The following is a 24,024-nucleotide window of genomic DNA, read 5'->3' as shown; positions in this document are numbered from 1 at the left end:
CAGGATCCGGAACTACACCAGGCCGTCGAACGGCAGCACGTCGACCAGGTCGCCGGCGGCGACATTGCCCTGGCCGTGGTGCAGCACGACCAGGCCGTTGGCCTGGCTCATGCTGCGCAGGATGCCGGAGCCCTGGCTGCCGGTGATCTCGACCTGCCAGCGGCCGTCGGCGCCCGGGCGCAGCGTGCCGCGCTGGTACTCGGTGCGGCCCGGCTTCTTGCGCAGCGCGCTGGCGCTGACCGCCTGCAGCACCGGCAGCGGCTCGACCGCCGCGCCGGCCATCGCCAGCAACGCGTTGCGCACGAAGGCATAGAACGTGACCATCACGGCGACCGGATTGCCGGGCAGCCCGAAGAGGATCGCCGAACGTTCGGCTCTGCCGATGCGTCCGATCGCCAAAGGCCTCCCGGGCCGCATCGCGACGCGCCAGAACAGCACCTCGCCCAGCTCGGCCATGATGCGCTTGGTGTGGTCGGCCTCGCCGACGCTGACACCGCCCGAGGTGATCACCGCATCGGCCGCCTCGGCGGCCCGGCTGAAGGCCTCGCGCAGCGCGTCGGGCTCATCACGCACCACACCCATGTCGATCAGCTCGACGCCCAGGCGCGACAGCATGCCCCACAGCGTGTAGCGGTTGCTGTCGTAGACGCAGCCTTCGTCGAGCGGCTCGCCGACCGAGCGCAATTCGTCACCGGTCGAGAAGAAGGCGACGCGCAGCCGGCGATACACCGGCACCTCGGCCAGGCCGAGCGAGGCCAGCAGCCCCAGGTCGGCCGGGCGCAGCACGCGGCCGGAATGCAGCGCCGCTTCGCCGCGCGCCAGGTCCTCGCCGCGCAGCCGGCGGTTGTCGCCGGTGCGCGCGATGCCGGCCGGGATGCTGACGCGGCCGTCGGGCAGCAGCGAGGTGAATTCCTGCGGCACGACGGTGTCGAGCCCATCCGGGATCACCGCGCCGGTCATGATGCGCACGCAGAAGGCCGGCGGCACCGCGCTGACCACCGGCTGGCCCGCCAGGCCCGCGCCGGCCACCGGCAGCAGCGTCGGACCCTCGGTCTCGAGGTCCATGCCGCGCAGCGCATAGCCGTCCATCGCCGCGTTGTCGTGCGAGGGCACGTCGATCGCCGAGATCACGTCGCGCGCCAGCACGCGGCCGAGCGCACTGCGGATCGGCAACTGCTCGACCGCTTCCACTTTCGGCACCAGGCGGGCGATGAACTCCTGCGCCTGCGCTACGGGCAACGCATTCGGGTCGTAGCCGGTGATGCAGGAGGCGATCAGTTCGAGCGACGGCGCGTTCATCGGTCAGTCGGCACGGAGCGAAGAGGGGTCGACATCTCAGCCACCGATGTAGTGCATCTCGATGCGGCGCTCGCTGGCCGGTGCGGCGGCCGCGCCGCGCAGCTCGGAATAACGGTCATCACGAGCGGCCCAGACGGCGCCCAGCGCGGCGCTGATCTCCTCGTCGCTGCGGCCGCCGCGCAGCAGCGCGCGCAGGTCGTGGCCGCGGCTGGCGAAGAGGCACAGGAACAGCTTGCCTTCGGTCGACAGCCGCGCGCGATTGCAGTCGTGGCAGAAGGCGCGCGTGACGCTGGAGATCAGGCCGATTTCGCCGGCGCCGTCGGCATAGGCCCAGCGCTCGGCGGTCTCGCCCTCGACGGTCGGCTCCAGCGCCTGCAGCGGCCACTCGGCCTGCAGGCGCTTGAGCACATCGGCCGACGGCAGCACCTCGTCCATGCGCCAGCCGTTGCTGGCACCGACGTCCATGTACTCGATGAAGCGCAGCACCTGGCCGGAGCCGCGGAAGTGGCGCGCCATCGGCACGATCTGATCATCGTTGGTGCCGCGCTTGACGACCATGTTCAGCTTGATGGGCCCGAGGCCCGCCGCCTGCGCGGCATCGATGCCGCGCAGCACGTCGGCCACCGGGAAGTCGACGTCGTTCATGCGTCGGAAGATGGTGTCGTCGAGCGCATCGAGGCTGACGGTGATGCGCTTCAGACCGGCGTCGGCCAGCGCACGCGCCTTGCGCGCCAGCAGCGAGGCGTTGGTCGTCAGCGTCAGGTCGAGCGGCAGGCCCTCGGGCGTTCGCAGCTCGGCGAGCATCGCGATCAGCGTCTCCAGGCCCTTGCGCAGCAGCGGCTCGCCGCCGGTCAGCCGCAGCTTGCGCACGCCGTGGGCGACGAAGATTTTCGCCAGCCGGGTGATCTCCTCGAAGCTCAGCAGCGAGGCATGCGGCAGGAAGACGTGGTTGCGGTCGAAGACTTCCTTGGGCATGCAGTAGCTGCAGCGGAAGTTGCAACGATCGGTGACGGAAATGCGCAGGTCGTGCAGCGGGCGGCCGAGGTGGTCGGCCAGCAGGCCGGTCGGCGCGGTGAGCGTTGCCGGAATCAGCGGCACCGGCGCGGCGTAGCGCAGGTCGGCCAGGGGAATGATGGTCTCGCCCATAGGTGCGGCGATTGTGCGCGTCCGGGCGTGGCCGCGCGCTTCAGCGGGGATTTGCGGTGACCGCGACGGCGGCCGGCTCGGCGCGGCGTGCGCCGGTGAAGCGGCGCGCCCAGTAGCTGTCGCTCATGTCCTCGATGCGCACCGCACCGCCGGCGCGCGGCGAATGGATGAACTTGTCGTCGCCGACGTAGATGCCGACGTGCGAGAAGGTGCGTCGCATCGTGTTGAAGAACACCAGGTCGCCGGGCTTGAGCTCATCGCGCTTGATCTGCAGCAGCGAGGACAGCGCGGCCTGTTCGTCGGCCCGGCGCGGCAGCACCAGGCCGATGCTGTTCTCGAAGATGTGGCGCGTGAAGCCGCTGCAGTCGAAGCCGGTCGATTCGGTGTTGCCGCCGCGGCGGTAGGGCACGCCGAGGAAATTCATCGCCGACATCACCAGGTCCGAAGCCGTGTCGCGCATGCTTTGCACGAGGCTGGCAGGTTCCTTCGCAGCGGCCTTGCGCTCGGCCAGCAACTGCATCACTGGATCGTCGGCGCCCGCCTGCGGCGCGGCCTGCGCGGCGAGCGTCGCCAGCGCGATCAAGGCGGCAGCGAGCAGGCGCTTCGGGGGCAGGGGGGGCGTCAGCACAGCGCGCGAGGATACCATCGGCTCGCGAGCGCCATTTCCCGGTGATTTCCTGGGGTTTGACGAGTATCAAACCGGCCGCGGCGGGCGCGCGCAGCGTCAGAGTGCCGTCAGTGGTGAACCGTGCAATGGCTGCATCGCCGCATCGCCGCACGCCCGCAGCCCTGGAGAGTCCGCCGCCATGCCCAGCTACCGCGAGTTCTACCGCCGTTCGATCGACGACCGCGAAGGTTTCTGGCGCGAGCAGGCGGCCTTGATCGAGTGGCAGCAGCCGTTCGAGCGCGTCTGCGACTACGACCGGCCGCCGTTCGTGAAGTGGTTCGTCGGCGGCACCACCAACCTGTGCCACAACGCCGTCGACCGGCACCTGGCCGAGCGGGCGCAGCAGAACGCGCTGATCTGGGTCTCGACCGAGGTCGAGCAGGAGCGGGTGTACAGCTTCGCCGCGCTGCATGCCGAGGTGCAGCGCATGGCCGCGGTGCTGCTGTCCGCCGGCGTGAAGCAGGGCGACCGCGTGCTGTTGTACATGCCGATGATTCCCGAGGCGGCGTTCGCGATGCTGGCCTGCGCGCGCATCGGCGCGATCCACTCGGTGGTCTTCGGCGGCTTCGCCAGCGTCAGCCTGGCCAGCCGCATCGACGACGCGCAGCCGGTGCTGGTCATCAGCGCCGATGCCGGCAGCCGCGGCGGCAAGGTGATGGCCTACAAGCCCTTGCTCGATGAGGCGATCCGCCTGGCGCAGCACCAACCGGCCAAAGTGCTGATGGTCGATCGTGGCCTGAGCGCCTTCGAGCGGGTCGCCGGCCGCGACCTCGACTACGCGGCAATGCGCGAGCAGCACCTCGACGCGCAGGTGCCCTGCACCTGGGTCGAGTCGAACCATCCGAGCTACACGCTGTACACCTCGGGCACCACCGGCAAGCCCAAGGGCGTGCAGCGCGACACCGGCGGCTACGCGGTGGCGCTGGCCGCGTCGATGACGCAGATCTTCGACGGCCGGCCCGGCGAGACCTACTTCTCGACCAGCGACATCGGCTGGGTCGTCGGCCACAGCTACATCGTCTACGGGCCGCTGCTGGCCGGCATGGCGACGATCATGTACGAGGGCCTGCCGATCCGCCCCGACGGCGGCATCTGGTGGAAACTGGTCGAGCAGTACCGCGTCAGCGTGATGTTCAGCGCGCCGACTGCCGTGCGGGTGCTGAAGAAGCAGGATCCGGCGCTGCTGTCGAAGTACGACCTGAGCTCGCTGAAGCGGCTGTTCCTCGCCGGCGAGCCGCTCGACGAGCCGACCGCGCAGTGGATCGCGAAGGGCCTGGGAAAGCCGATCGTCGACAACTACTGGCAGACCGAGACCGGCTGGCCTATCCTGGGGATCGCCAACGGCGTCGAGCCGGCGCCGTCGAAGTGGGGCTCGCCGGGGGTGCCGATGGTCGGCTACGACGTCAGGCTGATCGACGAAACCACCGGCGCCGAGCTGACCGGCGCCCACCAGAAGGGCGTCGTCGCGATCGAGGGCCCGCTGCCGCCCGGCTGCATGCAGACCGTCTGGCGCGACGACGAGCGCTTCGTCAAGACCTACTGGTCGACCATTCCCGGCCGGCAGATCTACAGCACCTTCGACTGGGGCATCCGCGACGAGGACGGCTACTTCTTCATCCTCGGCCGTACCGACGACGTGATCAACGTCGCCGGCCATCGGCTCGGCACGCGCGAGATCGAGGAAAGCATCGCCAGCCATCCGAACGTCGCCGAGGTGGCGGTGGTCGGCGTCGCCGACCCGCTCAAGGGCCAGGTGGCGATGGCTTTCGCGGTGCTCAAGGATGCCTCGGCCGCTGCCGATCCGACCGCGGCGCTGAAGCTGGAGGGCGAGATCATGAAGCGCGTCGACGAGACGCTCGGCGCGGTCGGGCGGCCGGCGCGCGTGCGCTTCGTCAGCGTGCTGCCGAAGACGCGCTCGGGCAAGCTGCTGCGGCGCGCGATCCAGGCGGTGTGTGAACGTCGTGACCCGGGCGACCTGACGACGATCGAGGATCCGTCGGCGCTGCAGCAGATCCGCGATCTGGTGAACGCAGGCTGATCCGCCCGTTCCGCCGTTCGTCGCATGCTGCGCGGCGGGCCATTCCGGGCGGCTAGCATCGGGCCCTGGAGACATTCAGGGATCCTCCCATGCATAGACAAGCACTCGCGCGCTCTGCCGCGCTGCTCGCGCTGGCGCTGGCCGCCGTGGCGGCGCCCGTCGGCGCTTCAGCTCAGGCGAGCCGGCCGCGCATCGAGAAGGCGGCCGACCTGCCTCGCTTCAGCTACAAGATCGACGGCAAGGTCGAGGAGCTGCTGCGTTCACCCGAGCGCTTCGCCCCCTTCGCTGCCGCCGTGCGGCGCGACACCGAATCGCTGCTCGCCAACTACGACATCGCCGACAAGGGCACGCGTCGCGACTTGATCGCGACGCTCGCCGCGCTCGACTTCCTCGACGGCAAGTACGACAGCGCGCTCGCGCGCGCCGAAGAAGTTCGCTCGCTGCAGGACAAGCCGGCCGACAAACTGTTGTCGGGCCTGCGCCTGCGGGCGATGGCGCAGGCGGCGCGCAGCCATGCGGTCGGCAGCGAGGCGTACCGCAAGGCCGTCGGCGAATTCATCAAGCGCGAGATCACGCCGATGCCGTACCCGGTGGTCGAGAACGACCTCAAGGGCGCGAAGGCGAGTGCCGAGCTGATGGGCGAGGCGCTGGTGCTCGGCCGCGCGCGCGAAGTGTGGCAACCGATCGTCGACCAGAACGGCGCGCTGAGCAGCGACTTCGCGCCCGGCATCGTCGCCTCGCGCCTGGTGCTGCTGGCGGTGCTGCCGCTCAAGAGCACGCTGATCGAAACCTACGGCGGCTATCTGGCGGCCAACAAGGTCGAAAAGCCGGACATCTGGGCCGCACGTGAAGCGACGCTGCCGGCGAACGCGACGCAGACGGTGACCGTCGCGGTCTGGGACTCCGGCGTCGAGACCCGGCTCTTTCCCGGCCAGCTGGCCAAGGCCGCCGATGGCCAGCCGGCGGTGATCGCCTTTGACAAGTACGGCCGCCCGTCGCAGGGCGAGCTGATTCCGATCCCGCCGGCGCTCCTCGCCAAGCTGCCGCAGATGACGGCCCGTACCAAGGGCTTCTCGGACCTGCAATCGAACATCGACAGCCCCGAGGCGAGCCAGGTCAAGCAACTGCTGTCGACGATGCCGCCGGAGCAGTACCGGTCGACGCTCGAAGAGATCGGCCTGGCCGGCAACTACCAGCACGGCACGCACGTCGCCGGCATCGCGCTGGCCGGTGTGCCGCAGGCGCGGCTGGTCGTCGGCCGCATCGAGTTCAGCCATACCCTGAAGCCCGATCCGTGCCCCGGCCGCGAACAGGCCGAGCGGGATGCGAAGGCGCTGCAGGCCACCATCGACATGTTCAAGCGCCAGGGCGTCAAGGTCGCGAACCTGAGCTGGGGCGGCAGCGTCGGCGATGTCGCGGCCGAGCTCGAGCAATGCGGCATCGGCAAGACGCCCGACGAGCGCAAGGCGCTGGCCCGTGAGTACTTCGACATCGGCAAGGCGGCGCTGATCAAGGGCTTCGCCGGCGCGCCGGAGATCCTCTTCGTCACCGCCGCCGGCAACAGCAACGCGGATTCCAGCTTCGCCGAGAACATGCCGGCCGACATCGTCGCGCCGAACCTGCTGACGGTCGGAGCGGTCGACCGCGCCGGCGACGAGGCGCCGTTCACCAGCTACGGACCGACGGTCAAGGTGCATGCCAACGGCTACCAGGTCGACAGCTTCCTGCCGGGCGGCCAGCGCGTCGCGCTGTCGGGCACCTCGATGGCGGCGCCGCAGGTCGCGAATCTGGCGGCGAAGCTGCTGGTGATCAACCCGAAGCTGAAGCCGCCCGAGCTGATCAAGGTGATCGTCGACACCGCCGAACGCAGCGCCGACGGCCGGCGCAACCTGATCCATCCGAAGAAGGCGCTGGCCGCAGCGCAGACCGCGCATTGACCCCACCCACCAAGAGCCACCGATGACGCCCAGACACCCCATGCACCCTGTCATGGCCGCGGCCGCGGCGCTGCTCGGCAGCGCCGCGATCGCCGCCGCGCCGCAGGCGCCCGGCCCGGCATTCCCGACCTTCAAGACCGCCGCCGACCTGAAGGCGGCGTGTGATCGAGGCCTCGACACCGCCACCGCCGCGCTGCGCCAGCTCGAAAGCCGTCCGGCCGATGGCGGCTGGTTGGCCGCCTACGACCGCTTCAACGGCCAGCTCGAGGACCTGGGCTACCCGCTGCAATTCCTGTCGGCAGTGCATCCCGACAAGCCGGTGCGCGACGCCTCCGAGGCCTGCGAGCAGCGCTGGACCGAGTTCCAGTCGTCGCTGGGCCAGAACGAGAAGCTCTTCAAGGCGGCGCGCGAGCTCAAGCCGCGCGATGCGATCGACCGCGAGCTGCTGAAGACGACGCTGGAGGGCTTCGAGGATGCCGGCGTCGCGCTGCCGCCGGCGCAGCGCGAGCGCGCGAAGGCGCTGAACGACCGCATCGCCGCGCTCGGGCTGGAGTTCGATCGCAACGTGCGCGATGCCGCTGTCCAGGTGGCGTTCACCGAAGCCGAGCTGAAGGGCGTGCCCGAAGCGGTGTGGAAGAACGCCAAGCGCGACCCGGAAGGTCGCCTGCTGCTGGGGGTCGACTACCCGACCTACCACCCGGTGCTGCAGCTGGCCGACAGCACCTCGGCGCGCGAGCGCATCTGGCGCGCGAAGGTCAACGAAGGCGGCGAAGCGAACCTGAAGCTGCTGGCCGAGATCACCCGATTGCGCAAGGAATATGCGTCGCTGTTCGGTGCCGCCAGCTGGGCCGACTTCGTCGTGCGCCGGCGCATGGCCGAGAGCGTGCCGAAGGCGCAGGCCTTCCTCGCCGAGGTCAAGGCCGCGGTCGAGGAACGCGAGCGGCGCGAGCTCGACGAGCTGCGCCGCGCGAAGGCCGAGCACCTCGGCCAGCCGCTGGACGCGGTGCGGATGGAGCGCTGGGACGTGCCGTTCTACACCGAGCGTGCGCGCAAGGCGCGTTACAGCGTCGACCAGGAAGCCTTCCGCCCGTATTTCCCGCCGCAGGAAAGCCTCTTGTTCTGCTTCCGGCTGATCGAGAAGCTGATGGGCGTGCGCTACGAGCGCGTGCCCGGCGTCACGCTGTGGCATCCGGAAGCGCAGACCTGGCGCGTGCTGGATGCGAAGACGAACAAGCCGCTGGCGACCTTGTGGCTCGACCTCTATCCGCGCGAGGGCAAGTACAACCACGCGGCCGTCTGGAGCATGCGCAGCGGCTCGACCGCCGCCCGGCGCACGCCGCAGGCGGCATTGGTCGTCAACTTCGATCGCCAGGGCCTGACGCTCGACGAGCTGGAGACGCTGCTGCACGAGCTCGGCCACGCGGTGCACAACAACCTGTCCGCGACGCGTTACGGGCAGCAGGCCGGCACCAGCACCAAGCGCGATTTCGTCGAGGCGCCGTCGCAGATGCTCGAGGACTGGGTCTACGACAAGCAGGTGCTCAAGCTCTTCGGCGAGGTCTGCCCGAACTGCAAGCCGGTGCCCGACAAGATGATCGAGCAGGCCAAGGCCGCGCGCGACTACGCCAAGGGCATCCAGCAGAGCCGCCAGCACCTGTTCGCCAGCTACGACCTCGCGCTGTACAGCGGCGAGCCGCGCGACCCGATGGCGCTGTGGGCGCAGATGGAGGGCGCGACGCCGCTCGGCCACGTCAAGGGCACGATGTTCCCGGCCGGCTTCAGCCACATCGCCACCAACTACTCGGCCGGCTACTACGGCTACCTGTGGAGCCTGGTCGTCGCGATGGACATGCGCACCGCGTTCGACGGCGGCAAACGCCTCGACCCGCAGGTCGGCCGCCGCTACCGCGACAAGGTGCTGGGCAACGGCAGCCAGTTGCCGCCGGCCGCGCTGGTCAAGGAGTTCCTCGGCCGCGACTTCAACTCGAAGGCCTTCTTCGAGGACTTGAAGAAGTAGTCGGCAGCGCCGCCTCTCGCGAGGCGGCGCTTCGCGCTACAGCACTTCCGAGGCGAAGTCCGCCAGGCGCGAACGCTCGCCGCGGGCCAGCATGATGTGGCCCGAATGCGGCCAGCCCTTGAAGCGGTCGACCGCGAAGGTCAGGCCCGAGCTGCCTTCGGTCAGGTAGGGCGTGTCGATCTGCGCCAGGTTGCCCAGGCAGACGATCTTCGTGCCGGGGCCGGCCCGTGTGATCAAGGTCTTCATCTGCTTGGGCGTCAGGTTCTGCGCCTCGTCGATCAGCACGAACTTGTTCAGGAAGGTGCGCCCGCGCATGAAGTTCAGGCTCTTGATCTTGATCTTCGAGCGCACCAGGTCCTGCGTCGCCGCGCGGCCCCATTCACCGGCCGAGCCGTCGCCGCGCGCCAGCACCTCGAGGTTGTCGTCGAGCGCGCCCATCCACGGGCCCATCTTCTCTTCCTCGGTGCCGGGCAGGAAGCCGATGTCCTCGCCGACCGGCACCGTGACGCGGGTGACGATGATCTCGGTGTAGCGGCGCTCGTCGAGCACCTGCGACAGCCCCGCGGCCAAGGTCAGCAGCGTCTTGCCGGTGCCGGCGGTGCCGGACAGCGAGACGAAATCGCATTCCGGATCCATCAGCAGGTTCAGCGCGAAGTTCTGCTCGCGGTTGCGCGCGGTGACGCCCCAGACCGAGTTCTTCGCGTGGGTGTAGTCCTTCAGCGTCTTCAGCACCGCGGTCTTGCCGGTGATCTCGGTGACGCGGGCATACAGCGCCGAGGCGCCGGGCGACTCGAGGTAGACGAACTGGTTGACCATCAGCGCCGGCACCAGCGGGCCGCTGATCCGGTAGAAGGTCTGTCCGCCCTGCTGCCAGCTTTCCATCGTCTTGCCGTGGCGGTCCCAGAAGTCGCCGGGCAGCGCCAGCACGCCGGTGTAGAGCAGGTCCCCGTCCTCGAGCACCTTGTCGTTGAAGTAGTCCTCGGCCGGCAGCCCGAGCGCACGCGCCTTGACGCGCATGTTGATGTCCTTGGACACCAGCACCACGTCGCGTCCGACGTGCTGATCGCGCAAGGCCTGCACGACGCCCAGGATCTGGTTGTCGGCCTTGCCCTGCGGCAGCCCGGCGGGCAGCTTGATGTCCAGCAGCTGGGTCTGGAAGAAGAGCTTGCCGCCGGCGTCCTTGTGGCCGGTCTTGGCCAGCGCGATGCCTTCCTTCGGATCGAGCTTGCCTTCGCCGCCGGCCAGCGCATCCAGGTCGCGGCTGACCTGGCGGGCATTGCGTGCAACCTCGCTCATGCCCTTCTTGTGGCCGTCGAGCTCCTCCAGCGTGATCATCGGCAGGAAGACATCGTGCTCGTCGAACCGGAACAGGCTCATCGGGTCGTGCATCAGCACGTTGGTGTCGAGCACGAAGAGCTTCGGCGGACCCTCGCTGCGCGGCTTGCGCACGCGCGCCTTCGGCTCGGCGGCGAGCGTCGGCGTCTTGACCGGCATGCCGCCGCCCGGCGGGCGGGCCGGCTTGGCCGTCGGCGCGGAAACCTGGGCCGCGCCGTCGTACAGCTCGAGCGATGCCGCCGCGGGCTCGGCCGCGGCGGCGCTCGGTTTGAGGCTTTTCTTGTCGGTCCGGGGTGCGGCCTGGGCTTCGAAATCGGTGGGCGTCAGCAGTGCGGCTTTGGTGGCAGGCGGCTTCGGTAGCGGCATGGAGCTTTCAATGTCGGCTGGACACAAACAAAAAAGCCGCACAGTCGGCTGTGCGGCTTTCGCTTAGTCGGTGAAACGCGGTGGGCGACTCACGAGCATGGGCCGATTATGCACATCCGGCCCGCGCGCTCCGTGGCGGTGCTGTGACAGATCGCTTGGTCGGCCGCGTTCGGGTCATCAGGCCTTCTTCAGGTCCTTGACCGCCTTGAGCACTTCGTCGACATGGCCGGCGACCTTGATGCCGCGCCACTCCGCGCGCAGCACGCCACCGCCGTCGATCAGGAAGGTGCTGCGCTCGATGCCCTTGACCTTCTTGCCGTACATGATCTTGTTCTTCACCACGCCGAACATGTGGCAAAGCTTCTCTTCGGTGTCGGCGATCAGCTCGAACGGCAACTCGAGGTTCTGGCGGAACTTCTCGTGCGAGGCCATGTTGTCGCGCGAGACGCCGAAAAGAACCGCGCCCGCCTTCTGGAAATCCTTGTGCTTGTCGCGGAACTGCATTGCCTCGGTCGTGCAGCCGGGCGTATGGTCCTTCGGATAGAAGTACAGCACGATCGCTTGACCGGCGAAGGCCTGCGGCGTGAATTTCACGCCGCTGGTGGCTTGCGCCTCGAAATCGGGCAGGGCTTTGTTGAGGACAGGCGTCATGTGCGATAAATGGAGTTCTGTCGTGGCGCCCCCATCAGCACGGCAATCGGACCCGAGCCACCTGGCGGCAACGGGGAGGTGGGGGCGTAGCCCGTGATTATAAAGTTCGCCGGCGAAGTCCTTGGACCAAGCGGGATAGGGTATCCCTCAGTCGGCGCTGGGCCGCTCCCGAGCCGACTGCGCCCAAGGATCCCGCAGGGGATCCTTCGGATCCCTGGGGCCGCGAGCGAAGCGAGCTGGGGGCTGACATCATGTCGGCGCCAGCAGCAATGCAGCCACCACCGATCGGCCTTCGCTGGCCAGCACGTTGTAGGTGCGGCAGGCGGCGGCGGTGTCCATGGTCTCGACGCCGATGCGGCGATCGATCAGCGCGCGCATCAGCGCCGGCGAGACGAACTGGATGCGCGGCCCGGAGCCGAAGATCAACAGCTCCGGCTTCAGCGCCAGCACCGCGTCGAAGTGCGCCGGCTCGAGTTGCTGCACCGTCGCCGGGTCCCAGCGCTGCACCGTGCCGACCCAGGGCACCAGCAGGCTGTGCTCGAAGCGCTGGTCGCCGACCCACAGCTCGCCGGGTCCATGGCGGGTGATGACATTGGTGCCGGCAAGATGGTCGGGCTGGAATTTCATGGGCGATAAAGGCCGGTTGCGGCTCCGGAGGCCTGGGATTGCACGGATAAAATTGTAGTTTTTGCGGCGCAGCAAGCGCCGCCCCTCTTTGGAGCGCCCGACGTTGAAGCCGATCACGAAGTCCAGCAAGCTCGCCAGCGTCTGCTACGACATCCGCGGGCCGGTGCTCGACCGGGCGCGCGAGATGCAGGAAGAGGGCCAGAAGATCATCCAGCTGAACATTGGCAACATCGCCGCGTTCGGGCTGGAGCCGCCGGACGAGATCGTGCAGGACATGATCCGCAACCTGCCCCATGCGGCCGGCTACACCGACAGCAAGGGGCTGTTCGCGCCGCGCAAGGCGGTGGTGCACTACAGCCAGGAAAAGCACATCGCCGGCGTGACGGTCGACGATGTCTACCTCGGCAACGGCGCCTCGGAGCTCATCACGATGAGCTTGAACGCGCTGCTCGACACCGGCGACGAGATCCTGGTGCCGGCGCCGGACTACCCGCTGTGGACCGCGTCCGTCTCGCTGTCGGGCGGCCGCCCGGTGCACTACCTGTGCGACGAAGGCGCCGGCTGGCTGCCGGACCTGGACGACATCCGCCGCAAGATCACGCCCAACACCAAGGGCATCGTGATCATCAATCCGAACAACCCGACCGGTGCGCTGTATCCCACCGCGCTGCTGCAGGAAGTCGTCGAGATCGCGCGAGCGCACCAGCTGATCGTCTTCGCCGACGAGATCTACGACAAGACGCTGTACGACGGCGAGACGCACACCAGCATCGCGTCGCTCGCCGACGACGTGCTGTTCATCACCTTCAACGGCCTGTCGAAGAACTACCGCTCCTGCGGCTACCGCGCCGGCTGGATGATCGTCTCCGGCGACAAGCGCCACGCCAAGGACTACATCGAGGGGCTGAACATGCTGTCCTCGATGCGCCTGTGCGCCAATACGCCGGGGCAGCTGGCGATCCAGACCGCCCTCGGCGGCTACCAGAGCATCAAGGACCTGGTCGCGCCGAGCGGGCGCCTGTGCCGCCAGCGCGACCTGGCCTACGACCTGTTGACGCAGATCCCGGGCGTCAGCGTGGTCAAGCCGAAGGCCGCGCTGTACATGTTCCCGAAGCTCGACCCGAAGCTTTACCCGATTGCCGACGACCAGCAGTTCGCCTACGAGCTGCTCGACGAGGAGAAGGTGCTGATCGTGCAGGGCACCGGCTTCAACTGGGTCAACCCGGACCACTTCCGGCTCGTCTTCCTGCCCAATTCCGATGACCTGGCCGACGCGATCGGTCGCATCGACCGATTCCTGGCGCATTACCGCAAACGGCACTCCGTTTGAGATCCGACGCGCCAATTCCAGCGAGAGTGAAAGAGACTATGAAACCCATCCAGGTCGGCCTGCTCGGCATCGGTACCGTCGGCTCCGGCACCTTCAAGGTGCTCACGCGCAACCAGGCGGAGATTCGCCGCCGCGCCGGCCGGGGCATTGAGATTGCCATGGTCGCCGACCTGGACACGGTGCGCGCGCGCGCGATCGTCGGCGAAGGCGTCGAGGTCGTGGCCGATGCGCGCGCAGTGATCGCCAACCCGGCGATCGACATCGTCATCGAGCTGATCGGCGGCTACACCATCGCGAAGACGCTGGTGATGGAGGCGATCGCCGCCGGCAAGCACGTCGTCACCGCCAACAAGGCGCTGCTGGCGGTGCACGGCAGCGAGATCTTCGCCGCTGCGCATGCCAAGGGCGTGATGGTGGCCTTCGAAGCGGCGGTGGCCGGCGGCATCCCCATCATCAAGGCGCTGCGCGAAGGGCTGACCGCGAACCGCATCGAGTGGATCGCCGGCATCATCAACGGCACGACCAACTTCATCCTCTCCGAGATGCGCGACAAGGGCCTCGACTTCGGCGTCGTGCTGAAGGAGGCGCAGCGCCTCGGTTATGCCGAGGCCGATCCGACCTTCGACATCGAGGGCGTCGACGCCGGCCACAAGGTGACGATCATGAGCGCGATCGCCTTCGGTGTGCCGGTGCAGTTCGACAAGGCACACGTCGAAGGCATCACCAAGCTGCAGGCCGCGGACATCCGCTATGCCGAGCAACTCGGCTACCGCATCAAGCTGCTGGGCATCACCAAGCGCCGCGACGACGCCGGCGGCATCGAGCTGCGCGTGCACCCGACGCTGGTGCCGGCCAAGCGCCTGATCGCCAACGTCGAAGGCGCGATGAACGCGGTGGTGGTGCAGGGCGACGCCGTCGGCACGACGCTGTACTACGGCAAGGGCGCCGGCGCCGAGCCGACGGCGTCGGCCGTCGTCGCCGACCTGGTCGACATCACGCGGCTGCACACCGCCGACCCGGACCATCGCGTGCCGCACCTCGCCTTCCAGCCCGACGAGCTGCACGACACGCCGATTCTTCCGATCGCGCAGGTGATCACCTCGTTCTACCTGCGCCTGCAGGTGGCCGACCAGACGGGCGTGCTGTCGCGCATCACGACCATCCTCGCCGAACACGACATCTCGATCGATGCGGTGCTGCAGCGCCCCGGCGCCGAAGGTGCCGGTCAAGTTGCTGCTGAAGGTGAGAAGCCTACGGATCTCATCATCCTGACGCACGAGACCGTTGAGGGCCGCATGCGCGAGGCGCTGGCCAAGATGCAGGCGCTGCCGACCGTGCTGGCGCCGATCGTCAACATCCGCAAGGAAGAGCTCAACTAAGCCGGCCCGATGAAATACATCAGCACCCGCGGCGACCAGACCCAACGCAGCTTCAGCGAGATCCTGCTCGAGGGCCTGGCGCCGGACGGCGGGCTCTACATGCCCGACCACTATCCGAAGGTCAGCGCGTTCACGCTGGCACGCTGGCGCACGCTGCCGTATGCCGAGCTGGCGCTCGAGATCCTGTCGATGTTCATCGACGACATCCCGCGCGACGACCTGCGCACGCTGGTCGAGAAGACCTACACGCGCCACACCTTCGGCAGCGACGAGATCGTGCCGCTGCGCGAGCTCGACGACAACCTGTACATCGAAGCGCTGTCCAACGGCCCGACGCTGGCCTTCAAGGACATGGCGATGCAGCTGCTCGGCAACCTGTTCGAGTACGAGCTGGCGCGCCGCGGCGAAGAGCTGAACATCCTCGGCGCGACCTCGGGCGACACCGGCAGCGCGGCCGAATACGCGATGCGCGGCAAGCAGGGCGTGCGCGTCTTCATGCTGTCGCCCCAGGGCCGCATGAGTCCGTTCCAGCAGGCGCAGATGTTCAGCCTGGCGGATCCCAACATCCACAACATCGCCATCGAAGGCGTGTTCGACGACTGCCAGGACATCGTCAAGGCCGCCAGCAACGACCTGGAGTTCAAGCGGCGGCACAAGATCGGCACAGTCAATTCGATCAACTGGGCACGCTTGCTGGCGCAGGTCGTCTACTACTTCGCGGGTTATTTCCAGGCCACCGAATCGAACGACGAGAAGGTCGCGTTCGCGGTGCCGTCGGGCAACTTCGGCAACGTCTGCGCCGGCCATGTCGCGCGCATGATGGGGCTGCCGATCAAGCACCTGGTCGTCGCGACCAACGAGAACGACGTGCTCGACGAGTTCTTCCGCACCGGCAGCTACCGCGTGCGCGGTGGCGCCGAGACCTACGAGACCTCCAGCCCGTCGATGGACATCAGCAAGGCCTCGAACTTCGAGCGCTTCGTGTTCGACCTGCTTGGCCGCGATGGCGCGCGCACCGCGCAGCTGTTCGGCCCGGGCCTGGCCCAGCAAGGGGGCTTTGCGCTGGCGCCGGACGAGGTCGAGCGCATCCGCCTGTTCGGCTTCAGGTCGGGCAAGAGCACGCACGCCGATCGTGTCGCGACGATCCGCGCGACCTGGGAGCAGCACCAGGACATGATCGATCCGCACACGGCCGACGGCCTGAAGGTCGCGCGCTCGCTGCGCGAAGTGGACGTGCCGATGATCGTGCTCGAGACCGCGCTGCCGGCGAAATTCGCCGCGACCATCGAAGAGGCGCTCGGCCGCCAGCCGACGCGGCCGGTGACGCTGGAAGGCATCGAGGCGCTGCCGAAGCGCTTCACCGTGATGCCGGCGGATGCGGCGCAGGTCAAGGACTACATCGCCGAGCACGCGAGCAACTCCTGACATGCACGTCGTCGGCTTCTGCGGCACGTCCGGCGTCGGCAAGACCACGCTGATCGAGCAGCTGATCGCCGAGCTGAAGGCGCGCGGCCTGCGCGTCTCGGTGATCAAGCATGCGCACCACGCGTTCGACATCGACACGCCGGGCAAGGACAGCTGGCGCCACCGCCAGGCCGGCGCCTTCGAGGTGCTGATCGCCTCCGGCCAGCGGCTGGCGAAGATGCGCGAATACGAAGTCGAGGGCCATCCGACGGTGCATCAGCTGATCGCCGAGCTGATCGACTGCGACTGGGTGCTGGTCGAGGGCTACAAGCACGCCGACATCCCGAAGATCGAGGTCTGGCGCGCCGCGACCGGCGAGGCGCCGCTGTACCCCGACGAGCCTTACGTCGTCGCCATTGCCACCGATGCGCCGGCGGCGTTGCCGGTGGCGACCGCGCGGCCCGTCTTCGACATGGCCGCACCCGCCGCGCTGGCTTCGCACCTGTTGGACACTGCCGAGCGCTTTCACTACCGACCCGAGATCCATGGCTGAATCGCCGCGCCCGCAGGCGCCCCTGCTGAGCCTGGACGAGGCGCTCGAGCGCCTGTTGAGCGTCACGCGGGAACGCGCGATCCCCGACACCGAGCGGGTGAACACCTTCGATGCGCTCGGCCGCGTGCTGGCCGAGGGCGTGCGCTCGACGCTCGACGTGCCGCCGGCCGACAACACCGCGATGGACGGTTACGCGCTGCGCGCCGCCGACGTGCCCACCGCGGGCACGGTGCTGCCGGTGTCGCAGCGCATCCCCGCCGGCGTGATCGGCACGCCGCTCGCGCCCGGCAGCGCCGCGCGCATCTTCACCGGCGCACAGGTGCCGGCGGGCGCCGATGCGGTGGTGATGCAGGAGCAGTGCGCGGCGATCGCCGGCGACGGCTTGGGCGCCGTGCGCATCGATGCCGTGCCGCAACCCGGCCAATGGGTCCGGCGCCGCGGCGAGGACGTGCAACACGGTGCCGAGGTGCTCGCTGCCGGCACCCGCCTGACGCCGCAGGGGCTCGGCCTCGCCGCGTCGGTCGGCGCGGCCGCGCTGCTGGTGCGGCGCCGGCCACGTGTGGCCATGTTCTCGACCGGCGACGAGCTCGCTATGCCCGGCGAGCCGCTGAAGCCGGGCGCGATCTACAACTCGAACCGCTTCACGCTGCGCGGCTTGCTGCAGGCGGCGGGATGCGAGGTCACCGACCTGGGCATCGTCGCCGACCAGCGCGACGCCACGCGCGAGGCGCTGCGGCGTGCCGCGGTCGGACACGACCTGATCCTCACCTGCGGCGGCGTGTCGGTCGGCGAGGAGGACCACCTGAAGCCCGCCGTCGAGGCCGAAGGCTGGCTGCACACCTGGGGCCTGGCGATCAAGCCCGGCAAGCCGCTGGCCTTCGGCGCCGTGCGGCGGGGCGAGGGCGGCGAGACGCTGTTCCTCGGCCTGCCCGGCAACCCGGTATCGAGCTTCGTGACCTTCGTTCTGGCGGTCGCGCCCGTGCTGCGCGCGCTGCAGGGCGCGCCGGCCGGGTTGCCGCCGGCGCTGACGGTGCGTGCCGATTTCGACTGGCCGAAGCCCGACAAGCGGCGCGAATTCCTGCGTGCGCGCTTCAACGCCGACGGCGGCCTCGAGCTGTTCCCGAACCAGAGCTCGGGTGTACTGACCTCGGCGGTCTGGGCCGACGGACTGATCGACAACCCGCCGGGACAAGCCATCCGGCGCGGCGACAGCGTGCGCTTCCTGCTGCTGTCATCCCTGATCGGTTCATGAGCATGGCCACGGTGAATGTGCGTTATTTCGCCGCGCTGCGCGAGTCCCTCGGCGGCAGCGAGACGGTCGACATCGAGCCCGGCCAGACGCTGGGCCAGCTGCGCGACACGCTGATCGCCCGCGGCGGCGCGCATGCCGCGGCACTCGCCCGCGGCAAGGCCGTGCGCTGCGCGCTGAACCAGGTGATGGCCGACGAATCGGCGCCGCTGATTGCCGGCGCCGAAGTCGCGTTCTTTCCGCCGGTGACGGGCGGTTAAGCGTCCAGATCCCGAAGCGCGTCCAGCGCGGCTTGCGCGCGTTCGACGCAGGCGGCCGATGCCGGCGTCATCGGCGCGCGCAACTCGCCGGCGATGACGCCCTGGCGCGCCAGCAGTGCCTTCACCGGCGCCGGGTTCGGCTCGGCGAACAGGCCAGTGACCAGCGGCCGCAGCCGGTGCCACAGCGCGCGCGCTTCGTGCAGCCGCTGCGCCTGCATCAGGCGATGCAGGCGGACGAACAGGTCGGGCCGCAGGTGCGCCGACGCGGTGATCGAGCCCGTGGCGCCCAGCGCCAGCTGCGCGAACAACTCGTCGTCGTTTCCCGCCAGCAGCGCGAGCCGGCCATCGGCGAGCAGCGCGGTGGCGGCCGCGGCGTCGCTGCTGCAGTCCTTCAGCGCGCGGATGCGCGGATGCGCGGCCAGCGCGAGCAGCGTCTGCGGCTCGATGCGCACGCCGGTGCGCGACGGGATGTCGTAGGCGACGATCGGCACCGGCGAAACGTCGGCGACGGTGATGAAGAAGTCCAGCAGCCCGGCCTGGTTCGGCTTCATGTAGCCCGGTGCGCTGAGCAGGTAGCCGGCCAGCGGCAGCGCGTCGGCCAACTGCCGTGCGCGCGCCGCGACCAGCGCCGGCCGCGCGCCGGACAGCCCCATCAGCACCGGCCGGTCGCCGGCCGCGTCGAGCACCGTGCGCAACACCGCCTGCTGCTCGTCATCGTCGAGCAAGGCCGCCTCGCCGGTGCTGCCGCAGGCGACGAAGCCGGCGACGCCATGGGACGCCAGCTGCTCGACCAGGCGGCGCAAGGCCGGCAGATCGAGCGCGCCGCTGCGAAACGGGGTGACCAGCGGCACCCAGATACCCGAGAACTGAACCATCGGAAAGACTCCATCAAGCGACCGTTGAAAGACCGGTCGGACAAGCGATGAAGTGGGGCGGGCCGCTGGGTCGGGTTGTGCCGGTCGGGCAGCCTGCTTCAGTTCCGTCGCTCGACCGCGCCGGAACAGCTGGGCCCCGGTCAGACGAGCGGCTGTTTTTTCTGTTTCTCGACCACGCTGGCGCCCGCGGCGAAGGCCGGGACGTGGAATGGCGAGGTCGAGCACATGAGCGCGGATTCTAGCCACGGCACAATCGCAGCATGCCGCGCGTCAGCATCCAGACCGACGATTTCGACCTCTCGACCGAGGTCGCCGCCGTGCGCGCCGGCGACGCCGGCGTCGGTGCGATCGCCAGCTTCATCGGCACGGTGCGCGACCGCAGCCCGGGCGAGCCGGCGATCAGCGCGATGGAGCTCGAGCACTACCCCGGCATGACCGAGGCGGCGATCGAGGCGATGATCGACGAGGCCTGCCGCCGTTTCCCGCTGCGCGGCGTGCGCGTGATCCACCGCGTCGGCAGGCTGCTGCCGGGCGACCAGATCGTGCTGGTGGTGACGAGCTCGTCGCACCGCGGCGCGGCATTCCAGGGCTGCGAGTTCCTGATGGACTACCTGAAGACGCAGGCGCCGTTCTGGAAGAAGGAGACCACGCCCGAAGGCGCGCGCTGGGTCGACGCCCGGGTTGCCGACGACGAGGCGCTCGCGCGCTGGGGCCTGCGCTCGGGCAACGCCGCATGACGGATGAGAACCTCGCGCTGGTCGAGCCGCGCGCGCTGCGCACCGCGCTCGGCCGTTTCGCCACCGGTGTCACCATCATCACCTGCGTCGATGCCGGCGGCCAGGCGGTCGGGCTGACGGCCAATTCGTTCAACGCGCTGTCGCTCGAGCCGCCGCTGGTGCTGTGGTCGTTGCGGCGCAGCAGCCCCAGCGTGCCGGCGTTCGAGCAGGCCGCTCACTTTGCGGTCAATGTGCTGGCCGAGACGCAGGTCGAGCTGTCGCGCCGCTTCGCATCCCAGGTGCCGGACAAGTTCAGCGCCGGCGTCTGGAGCCCGGGGCTGGGCGGCGTGCCCGTGCTCGGCGGCTGCGCGGCGGTCTTCGAATGCCAGACCGCGCAGCGCCAGGAGGCCGGCGACCACGTGCTGTTCATCGGCCGCGTGCTGCGGGTCACCGACGCCGGCATCGCGCCGCTCGCGTTCCAGGGCGGGCACTACCGCATGCTCGGGGAGGTGTTGTGACGATGAGTCCCGCCGATCGCTATCAGCCTTCGCACATCGCCGGCGATGCCGGCCGCCTGACGCCGCGGCAGCGCGAGCTCGTCGCGCGGGTCAGCGCGCTCGGGCCGCGGCTGGCCGAACGCGCCGTGCACCACGACCGCGAGGCCAGCTTCCCGGCCGAGAACTTCGCCGACCTGCGTTCGGCGGGCCTGCTCGGCTTGTGCGTGCCCGAATCCGCCGGGGGTCTCGGCGCCGACTTCGAGACCTACATGCTCGTTGCCGCCGAGCTCGGCCGCTGGTGCGGCTCGACGGCGCTGAGCTTCAACATGCATGTCTGCCCGACGCTGTGGCTCGGCCCGCTGGCCGACGCGCTGCCGATGTCGCCCGCGCAGCGCGCCGACCACGAGCGCATCCGCGGCCTGCACCAGCGCCGCATCGTCGACGACGGCACGCTCTACGCCCAGCCGTTCTCCGAGGGCGGCGCCGCGGCGGCCGGCACCGCCCCGTGGGGCACCGCGGCGCGCCGCGTCGAGGGTGGCTACCGTGTCAGCGGCCGCAAGATATTTGCCTCGCTCGCCGGCGCGGCGGACTGCTACGCCGTGCTGTGCACGCTGGAGCAGCCCGGCCAGGCGGCCGGCGGCACGCGCCGCGACATGCTGTACCTCGGGATTCCCGCCGATGCGCCGGGTGTCGCCGTGTGCGGCGACTGGGATCCGCTGGGCATGCGCGCCACCGTCAGCCGCGACCTCGTGTTCAGCGACGTCTTCGTGCCCGACGAGGCGCGGCTGCTGCCCGAAGGCCTGTATTTCGAGGCCTTCAACCGCTTCCCGCACATGGTGTCGACGCTGACCGCCACCTACCTCGGCATCGCCCAGGCCGCCTACGACTTCACGGTGCAGTACCTGCGCGCCGAGGTGCCGGGCATGCCGAAGGTGCTGCGACGCATGTACCCGACCAAGCAGTCGGACACCGCCGAGATGCGCATCCGCCTCGAGGCAATGCGCGCGCTGTTCCTGCAGACCGCGCGCGAGGCGCGGCTCGATCCCGACAAGGACGCCCGGATGCGCCTCTACGCCGCGCACTACACGGTGATGGAGAGCGCCAACGAGTTGTGCCGGCTGGCGATCCGCACCTGCGGCGGGCAGACGCTGCTGAAGTCGCTGCCGCTGGAGCGGCTGTACCGCGATTCGCGCTGCGGCTCGGTGATGCTGCCGTGGACGGCCGAGCTGTGCATCGACCGGCTGGGTCGCGAATGCCTGTACGACGAACACGAAGGCGACGAGGCGATCGAGTGATGTTGTTGAAAGTCGGCGAGCTCGCCAAGCGCAGCGGATTGACGGTGCGCACGCTGCACCACTACGACAGCATCGGGCTGCTGCGTCCGTCCGGTCGCTCCGACGGCGGCTACCGTCTCTACGACCGCAGCGACGTCGCGCGGCTGCACGGCATCCAGGCGCTGCGCGCGCTCGGGCTGCCGCTCGAAGACATCGGCCAGTTGCTCGACGGTGCACCGGGCGAGAGTGGCGAGGGTGGGTTGATGCGTGTGCTCGGCCGCCAGCTCGCGTCGCTGCAGGAGCAGATCGCGCAGGCCACGACGCTGCGCGACCGGCTGCTGCTGGTGCAGGCGAAGTTCGATGCCGGCGAGGAGCCCGAGCTCGATGACTGGCTCGCGACGCTGCAGATGATGACGACCTGCAGCCGCTGGTTCGATGCCGACGAGATCCGCCGCATCTTCGCGAACTGGCGCGAGGTCGAGCAGCAGTTGCAGCACCTGTCCGCCGAGATCCGCGTGCAGATGGATCGCGGCGTACCGGCCGACGACCCCGTGCTGCAACCGCTCGCGCAGCGCTGGATGAACCTGATGCACACGTGGATGCAGGGCGACTTCGGCCTGATGGACCGCTGGGGTGAGATGTTCCGGGCCGAAGGCAGCCTGCACAACCGCTCCACCATCGACCGGCCGCTCGCCGACTACATCGATGCGGCAGTGAATCTGCGCCTGTCGCTCTATTTCCGGTATATCGACAAGGACGACCTGCGCCGCATCGGCGTCGTGCCCGCGGCCGAGTGGCGCGCGCTGGTCGGGGCGGTGAAGGCGCTGATCGACGCCGGCGTGGCGCCAGCGGATCCGGCCGCATGGCCGGTGGCACGGCAGTGGCTGGACCTGAAGCACCGCCTGACGGGGGGCGACGCGGTGCTGGGCGAGAAGCTGCAGCGCGCCTACGACGCCGAGCCGCTGCTGCGCGCCGGCGCGGCGATGCCGCCGTGGGCGCGCGCCTTCCTGGTCGAGGCCAGCGCCGCTGCGCCCGCCACCGCTTGACCCTCACGCAGCGTCAGGCCGCACAGTGCGCGGCATGAATGCTTCTTCCTCAGCCTCTGCGGGAGCGCCCGCACCCCGCGCCGCCCTGTTCCGCGACCGCAACTTCGCCTGGATGGTCAGCGGCGGCTTCCTGTCGATGCTCGGCGACCAGTTCACGCTGGTCGCGCTGCCCTGGCTGGTGCTGAAGATCAGCGGCGATCCGCTGGTGCTCGGCACGGTGATCGCGATGATGGGCATCCCGCGCGCCGCGTTCCTGCTGATCGGCGGCGCGGTGGTCGATCGCTACTCGCCGAAGCGGGTGATGATGATCACCAAAGTCGTCAACACCGTGCTGCTCGGCGCGCTGGCGCTCCTGGTGTGGACCGGCGGTCTGAGCCTGCCGCTGCTGTACGCGCTGTCGCTCGGCATCGGGTTGGCGACGGCCTTCAGCATCCCCTCCGGCACGGCGATGCTGCCGCAGGTGGTCGCGCCGGCGCAGCTGGCGGCGGCCAACGGACTGCTGCTCGGCTTGCGGCAGCTGACGATGTTCCTCGGCCCCTTGCTCGCGGCGCTGCTGATTCTGCTGTCGGCCGATGCGGCGCCGGTGGCCGGCGGCGACAGGATTGCCGATGCGCGCGGCCTCGCGCTGGCCTTCGGCTTCGATGCCTTCAGCTTCGCACTGTCGGCCTGGACGCTGTCGAAGGTGCAGATGCGCCCGGTGGGGCCGGCTGCGCCGCCGCAGGCGGTGCTGGCGGCCGTCGCCGAGGGTCTGCGCAGCTTCTGGCGCGACGTCGAATTGCGCACCTGCCTGCTGTACTGGTCGGCCGTCGCGTTGCTGATCCACGGCCCGATCCAGATCGCGCTGCCGGTGCTCGCCGACACGGTGCCGGGCCTCGGCGCATCGGCCTTCGGCACGCTGCTGGCGTCGCACGGTGCCGGCACCTTGATCGGCATGGCCATCGCCGGCGCCAAGCCGCATTGGCGGCTCGGCAATTTCGGTCTCACCTTGCTCGCCGTCGATGCGCTGGTCGGCCTGCTGTTCATGCCGATGGGCGGCATCAATGCCACCTGGCAGGGCGCGCTGCTGCTGGGCTCGATCGGCGTGCTCGGCGGGTTCATGCAGGTAGCAGTGTTCACCTGGATCCAGCGCCGCGTGGCACCGGCGATGCTCGGGCGCGCGATGAGCCTGTTCATGTTCATCTTTCTCGGCATCGCGCCGCTGTCGTCGGCGGTCACCGGCTGGCTCATGCGCGGTGTGGCGCTGCCGTACGTCTTTCTCTTCAGCGGCGCCAGCCTGCTGATCATCGTCGTGCTCGCGCTGCTCGGCTCGCGCATGCGCCAGGTGCGTGACTTCGTGCCTGCCACCTGATTGCTCACTC

At 69.3% G+C, this 24,024-nt stretch carries 21 protein-coding genes; 14 read left to right on the top strand and 7 right to left on the bottom strand.

Annotation, left to right across the window (positions count from 1 at the left end):
- Window positions 1-12: 12 nt before the first annotated feature.
- Genes moeA through HLB44_RS23230 form a run of 3 tightly spaced genes read right to left on the bottom strand, consistent with a single transcriptional unit; the run spans window position 13 to window position 3,073 of the window.
- Entirely contained in the window at window positions 13-1,299 is a 1,287-nt protein-coding gene (gene moeA, locus HLB44_RS23240; protein WP_173127802.1) for a molybdopterin molybdotransferase MoeA, read from the bottom strand.
- A gap of 36 nt (window positions 1,300-1,335) precedes the next feature.
- Window positions 1,336-2,445, bottom strand: a complete 1,110-nt coding sequence (moaA, locus tag HLB44_RS23235) for a GTP 3',8-cyclase MoaA (RefSeq protein WP_173127800.1) — start codon at window positions 2,443-2,445, stop codon at window positions 1,336-1,338.
- A 40-nt stretch (window positions 2,446-2,485) separates the two neighbouring features.
- Window positions 2,486-3,073 (bottom strand): C40 family peptidase, encoded by a 588-nt coding sequence (locus HLB44_RS23230; protein WP_343051497.1) that lies wholly within the window; start codon window positions 3,071-3,073, stop codon window positions 2,486-2,488.
- Between the two features lie 178 nt (window positions 3,074-3,251).
- Here HLB44_RS23230 and HLB44_RS23225 point away from each other — a divergent pair, with 178 nt between their 5' ends.
- From HLB44_RS23225 to HLB44_RS23215, 3 genes are all read left to right on the top strand, one after another.
- Complete coding sequence (locus tag HLB44_RS23225) at window positions 3,252-5,150, top strand: propionate--CoA ligase (protein ID WP_173127794.1); 1,899 nt, start codon at window positions 3,252-3,254, stop codon at window positions 5,148-5,150.
- A gap of 89 nt (window positions 5,151-5,239) precedes the next feature.
- Entirely contained in the window at window positions 5,240-7,087 is a 1,848-nt protein-coding gene (locus tag HLB44_RS23220) for a S8 family serine peptidase (protein ID WP_173127791.1), read from the top strand.
- Window positions 7,088-7,109: 22 nt separating this feature from the next.
- On the top strand, window positions 7,110-9,104 hold the full coding sequence (locus HLB44_RS23215; protein ID WP_246312418.1) for a M3 family metallopeptidase: 1,995 nt from the start codon (window positions 7,110-7,112) through the stop codon (window positions 9,102-9,104).
- A 36-nt stretch (window positions 9,105-9,140) separates the two neighbouring features.
- Here the strand turns inward: HLB44_RS23215 and HLB44_RS23210 are convergent, their stop codons facing one another.
- The 3 genes from HLB44_RS23210 to HLB44_RS23200 all read right to left on the bottom strand — a co-directional run bounded on the left by HLB44_RS23210 (window position 9,141) and on the right by HLB44_RS23200 (window position 12,083).
- Window positions 9,141-10,805, bottom strand: coding sequence for a PhoH family protein (locus HLB44_RS23210; RefSeq protein WP_173127788.1), 1,665 nt, complete (start codon window positions 10,803-10,805; stop codon window positions 9,141-9,143).
- A 177-nt stretch (window positions 10,806-10,982) separates the two neighbouring features.
- Entirely contained in the window at window positions 10,983-11,456 is a 474-nt protein-coding gene (locus HLB44_RS23205; protein WP_173127785.1) for a peroxiredoxin, read from the bottom strand.
- A gap of 249 nt (window positions 11,457-11,705) precedes the next feature.
- Window positions 11,706-12,083 carry an Mth938-like domain-containing protein gene (locus HLB44_RS23200; RefSeq protein WP_173127782.1) on the bottom strand — a complete coding sequence of 126 codons (378 nt, stop codon included), beginning with the start codon at window positions 12,081-12,083 and terminating at the stop codon, window positions 11,706-11,708.
- A gap of 103 nt (window positions 12,084-12,186) precedes the next feature.
- Between HLB44_RS23200 and HLB44_RS23195 the strand changes: the two genes are divergently transcribed.
- The 6 genes from HLB44_RS23195 to HLB44_RS23170 are packed head-to-tail and all read left to right on the top strand — an operon-like array spanning window position 12,187 to window position 18,258.
- On the top strand, window positions 12,187-13,413 hold the full coding sequence (locus tag HLB44_RS23195) for a pyridoxal phosphate-dependent aminotransferase (protein WP_173127779.1): 1,227 nt from the start codon (window positions 12,187-12,189) through the stop codon (window positions 13,411-13,413).
- Window positions 13,414-13,451: 38 nt separating this feature from the next.
- On the top strand, window positions 13,452-14,792 hold the full coding sequence (locus HLB44_RS23190; RefSeq protein WP_173127777.1) for a homoserine dehydrogenase: 1,341 nt from the start codon (window positions 13,452-13,454) through the stop codon (window positions 14,790-14,792).
- Window positions 14,793-14,801: 9 nt separating this feature from the next.
- Entirely contained in the window at window positions 14,802-16,217 is a 1,416-nt protein-coding gene (thrC, locus tag HLB44_RS23185; protein ID WP_173127774.1) for a threonine synthase, read from the top strand.
- A 1-nt stretch (window position 16,218) separates the two neighbouring features.
- Window positions 16,219-16,749, top strand: a complete 531-nt coding sequence (mobB, locus tag HLB44_RS23180) for a molybdopterin-guanine dinucleotide biosynthesis protein B (protein WP_173127771.1) — start codon at window positions 16,219-16,221, stop codon at window positions 16,747-16,749.
- A complete protein-coding gene (locus HLB44_RS23175) occupies window positions 16,742-18,001 on the top strand; it encodes a molybdopterin molybdotransferase MoeA (protein ID WP_173127768.1) in 1,260 nt (419 codons plus the stop codon). The genes mobB and HLB44_RS23175 overlap by 8 nt, the downstream gene beginning before the upstream one ends.
- 2 nt (window positions 18,002-18,003) lie before the next feature.
- Window positions 18,004-18,258, top strand: coding sequence for a MoaD/ThiS family protein (locus HLB44_RS23170; protein WP_173128593.1), 255 nt, complete (start codon window positions 18,004-18,006; stop codon window positions 18,256-18,258).
- Here the strand turns inward: HLB44_RS23170 and dapA are convergent.
- Window positions 18,255-19,133, bottom strand: a complete 879-nt coding sequence (gene dapA, locus HLB44_RS23165; RefSeq protein ID WP_173127765.1) for a 4-hydroxy-tetrahydrodipicolinate synthase — start codon at window positions 19,131-19,133, stop codon at window positions 18,255-18,257. The genes HLB44_RS23170 and dapA overlap by 4 nt on opposite strands.
- 260 nt (window positions 19,134-19,393) lie before the next feature.
- Between dapA and HLB44_RS23160 the strand changes: the two genes are divergently transcribed.
- The 5 genes from HLB44_RS23160 to HLB44_RS23140 are packed head-to-tail and all read left to right on the top strand — an operon-like array spanning window position 19,394 to window position 24,014.
- The gene (locus tag HLB44_RS23160; protein ID WP_173127762.1) at window positions 19,394-19,870 is read left to right on the top strand and encodes a molybdenum cofactor biosynthesis protein MoaE; all 477 of its coding nucleotides are present in this window, start codon (window positions 19,394-19,396) and stop codon (window positions 19,868-19,870) included.
- Complete coding sequence (locus HLB44_RS23155; protein ID WP_173127759.1) at window positions 19,867-20,367, top strand: flavin reductase family protein; 501 nt, start codon at window positions 19,867-19,869, stop codon at window positions 20,365-20,367. The genes HLB44_RS23160 and HLB44_RS23155 overlap by 4 nt, the downstream gene beginning before the upstream one ends.
- A 2-nt stretch (window positions 20,368-20,369) precedes the next feature.
- On the top strand, window positions 20,370-21,641 hold the full coding sequence (locus HLB44_RS23150) for an acyl-CoA dehydrogenase family protein (RefSeq protein WP_173127756.1): 1,272 nt from the start codon (window positions 20,370-20,372) through the stop codon (window positions 21,639-21,641).
- Window positions 21,641-22,666 carry a MerR family transcriptional regulator gene (locus HLB44_RS23145; protein ID WP_173127753.1) on the top strand — a complete coding sequence of 342 codons (1,026 nt, stop codon included), beginning with the start codon at window positions 21,641-21,643 and terminating at the stop codon, window positions 22,664-22,666. The genes HLB44_RS23150 and HLB44_RS23145 overlap by 1 nt, the downstream gene beginning before the upstream one ends.
- Window positions 22,667-22,700: 34 nt before the next feature.
- Complete coding sequence (locus HLB44_RS23140) at window positions 22,701-24,014, top strand: MFS transporter (protein WP_173127750.1); 1,314 nt, start codon at window positions 22,701-22,703, stop codon at window positions 24,012-24,014.
- Window positions 24,015-24,024 lie beyond the last annotated feature (10 nt).

It is taken from the genome of Pseudaquabacterium terrae (assembly GCF_013266755.1).
Classification (GTDB): domain Bacteria; phylum Pseudomonadota; class Gammaproteobacteria; order Burkholderiales; family Burkholderiaceae_C; genus Pseudaquabacterium; species Pseudaquabacterium terrae.
Note: the sequence above shows the minus strand (reverse complement) of the source record. Positions and strands in the feature narration are given on the sequence as shown.

What these genes read in the sequence shown, in the direction of transcription:
- HLB44_RS23220 (WP_173127791.1), top strand. Translation starts at nt 5,240, where the DNA reads ATGCATAGACAAGCACTCGCGCGCTCTGCCGCGCTGCTCGCGCTGGCG.
- HLB44_RS23155 (WP_173127759.1), top strand. Translation starts at nt 19,867, where the DNA reads ATGACGGATGAGAACCTCGCGCTGGTCGAGCCGCGCGCGCTGCGCACC.
- HLB44_RS23205 (WP_173127785.1), bottom strand. Translation starts at nt 11,456, where the DNA reads ATGACGCCTGTCCTCAACAAAGCCCTGCCCGATTTCGAGGCGCAAGCC.
- moeA (WP_173127802.1), bottom strand. Translation starts at nt 1,299, where the DNA reads ATGAACGCGCCGTCGCTCGAACTGATCGCCTCCTGCATCACCGGCTAC.
- HLB44_RS23145 (WP_173127753.1), top strand. Translation starts at nt 21,641, where the DNA reads ATGTTGTTGAAAGTCGGCGAGCTCGCCAAGCGCAGCGGATTGACGGTG.
- HLB44_RS23200 (WP_173127782.1), bottom strand. Translation starts at nt 12,083, where the DNA reads ATGAAATTCCAGCCCGACCATCTTGCCGGCACCAATGTCATCACCCGC.
- HLB44_RS23160 (WP_173127762.1), top strand. Translation starts at nt 19,394, where the DNA reads ATGCCGCGCGTCAGCATCCAGACCGACGATTTCGACCTCTCGACCGAG.
- HLB44_RS23210 (WP_173127788.1), bottom strand. Translation starts at nt 10,805, where the DNA reads ATGCCGCTACCGAAGCCGCCTGCCACCAAAGCCGCACTGCTGACGCCC.
- HLB44_RS23215 (WP_246312418.1), top strand. Translation starts at nt 7,110, where the DNA reads ATGACGCCCAGACACCCCATGCACCCTGTCATGGCCGCGGCCGCGGCG.
- HLB44_RS23225 (WP_173127794.1), top strand. Translation starts at nt 3,252, where the DNA reads ATGCCCAGCTACCGCGAGTTCTACCGCCGTTCGATCGACGACCGCGAA.
- thrC (WP_173127774.1), top strand. Translation starts at nt 14,802, where the DNA reads ATGAAATACATCAGCACCCGCGGCGACCAGACCCAACGCAGCTTCAGC.
- HLB44_RS23150 (WP_173127756.1), top strand. Translation starts at nt 20,370, where the DNA reads ATGAGTCCCGCCGATCGCTATCAGCCTTCGCACATCGCCGGCGATGCC.
- HLB44_RS23170 (WP_173128593.1), top strand. Translation starts at nt 18,004, where the DNA reads ATGGCCACGGTGAATGTGCGTTATTTCGCCGCGCTGCGCGAGTCCCTC.
- moaA (WP_173127800.1), bottom strand. Translation starts at nt 2,445, where the DNA reads ATGGGCGAGACCATCATTCCCCTGGCCGACCTGCGCTACGCCGCGCCG.
- dapA (WP_173127765.1), bottom strand. Translation starts at nt 19,133, where the DNA reads ATGGTTCAGTTCTCGGGTATCTGGGTGCCGCTGGTCACCCCGTTTCGC.
- mobB (WP_173127771.1), top strand. Translation starts at nt 16,219, where the DNA reads ATGCACGTCGTCGGCTTCTGCGGCACGTCCGGCGTCGGCAAGACCACG.
- HLB44_RS23140 (WP_173127750.1), top strand. Translation starts at nt 22,701, where the DNA reads ATGAATGCTTCTTCCTCAGCCTCTGCGGGAGCGCCCGCACCCCGCGCC.
- HLB44_RS23190 (WP_173127777.1), top strand. Translation starts at nt 13,452, where the DNA reads ATGAAACCCATCCAGGTCGGCCTGCTCGGCATCGGTACCGTCGGCTCC.
- HLB44_RS23175 (WP_173127768.1), top strand. Translation starts at nt 16,742, where the DNA reads ATGGCTGAATCGCCGCGCCCGCAGGCGCCCCTGCTGAGCCTGGACGAG.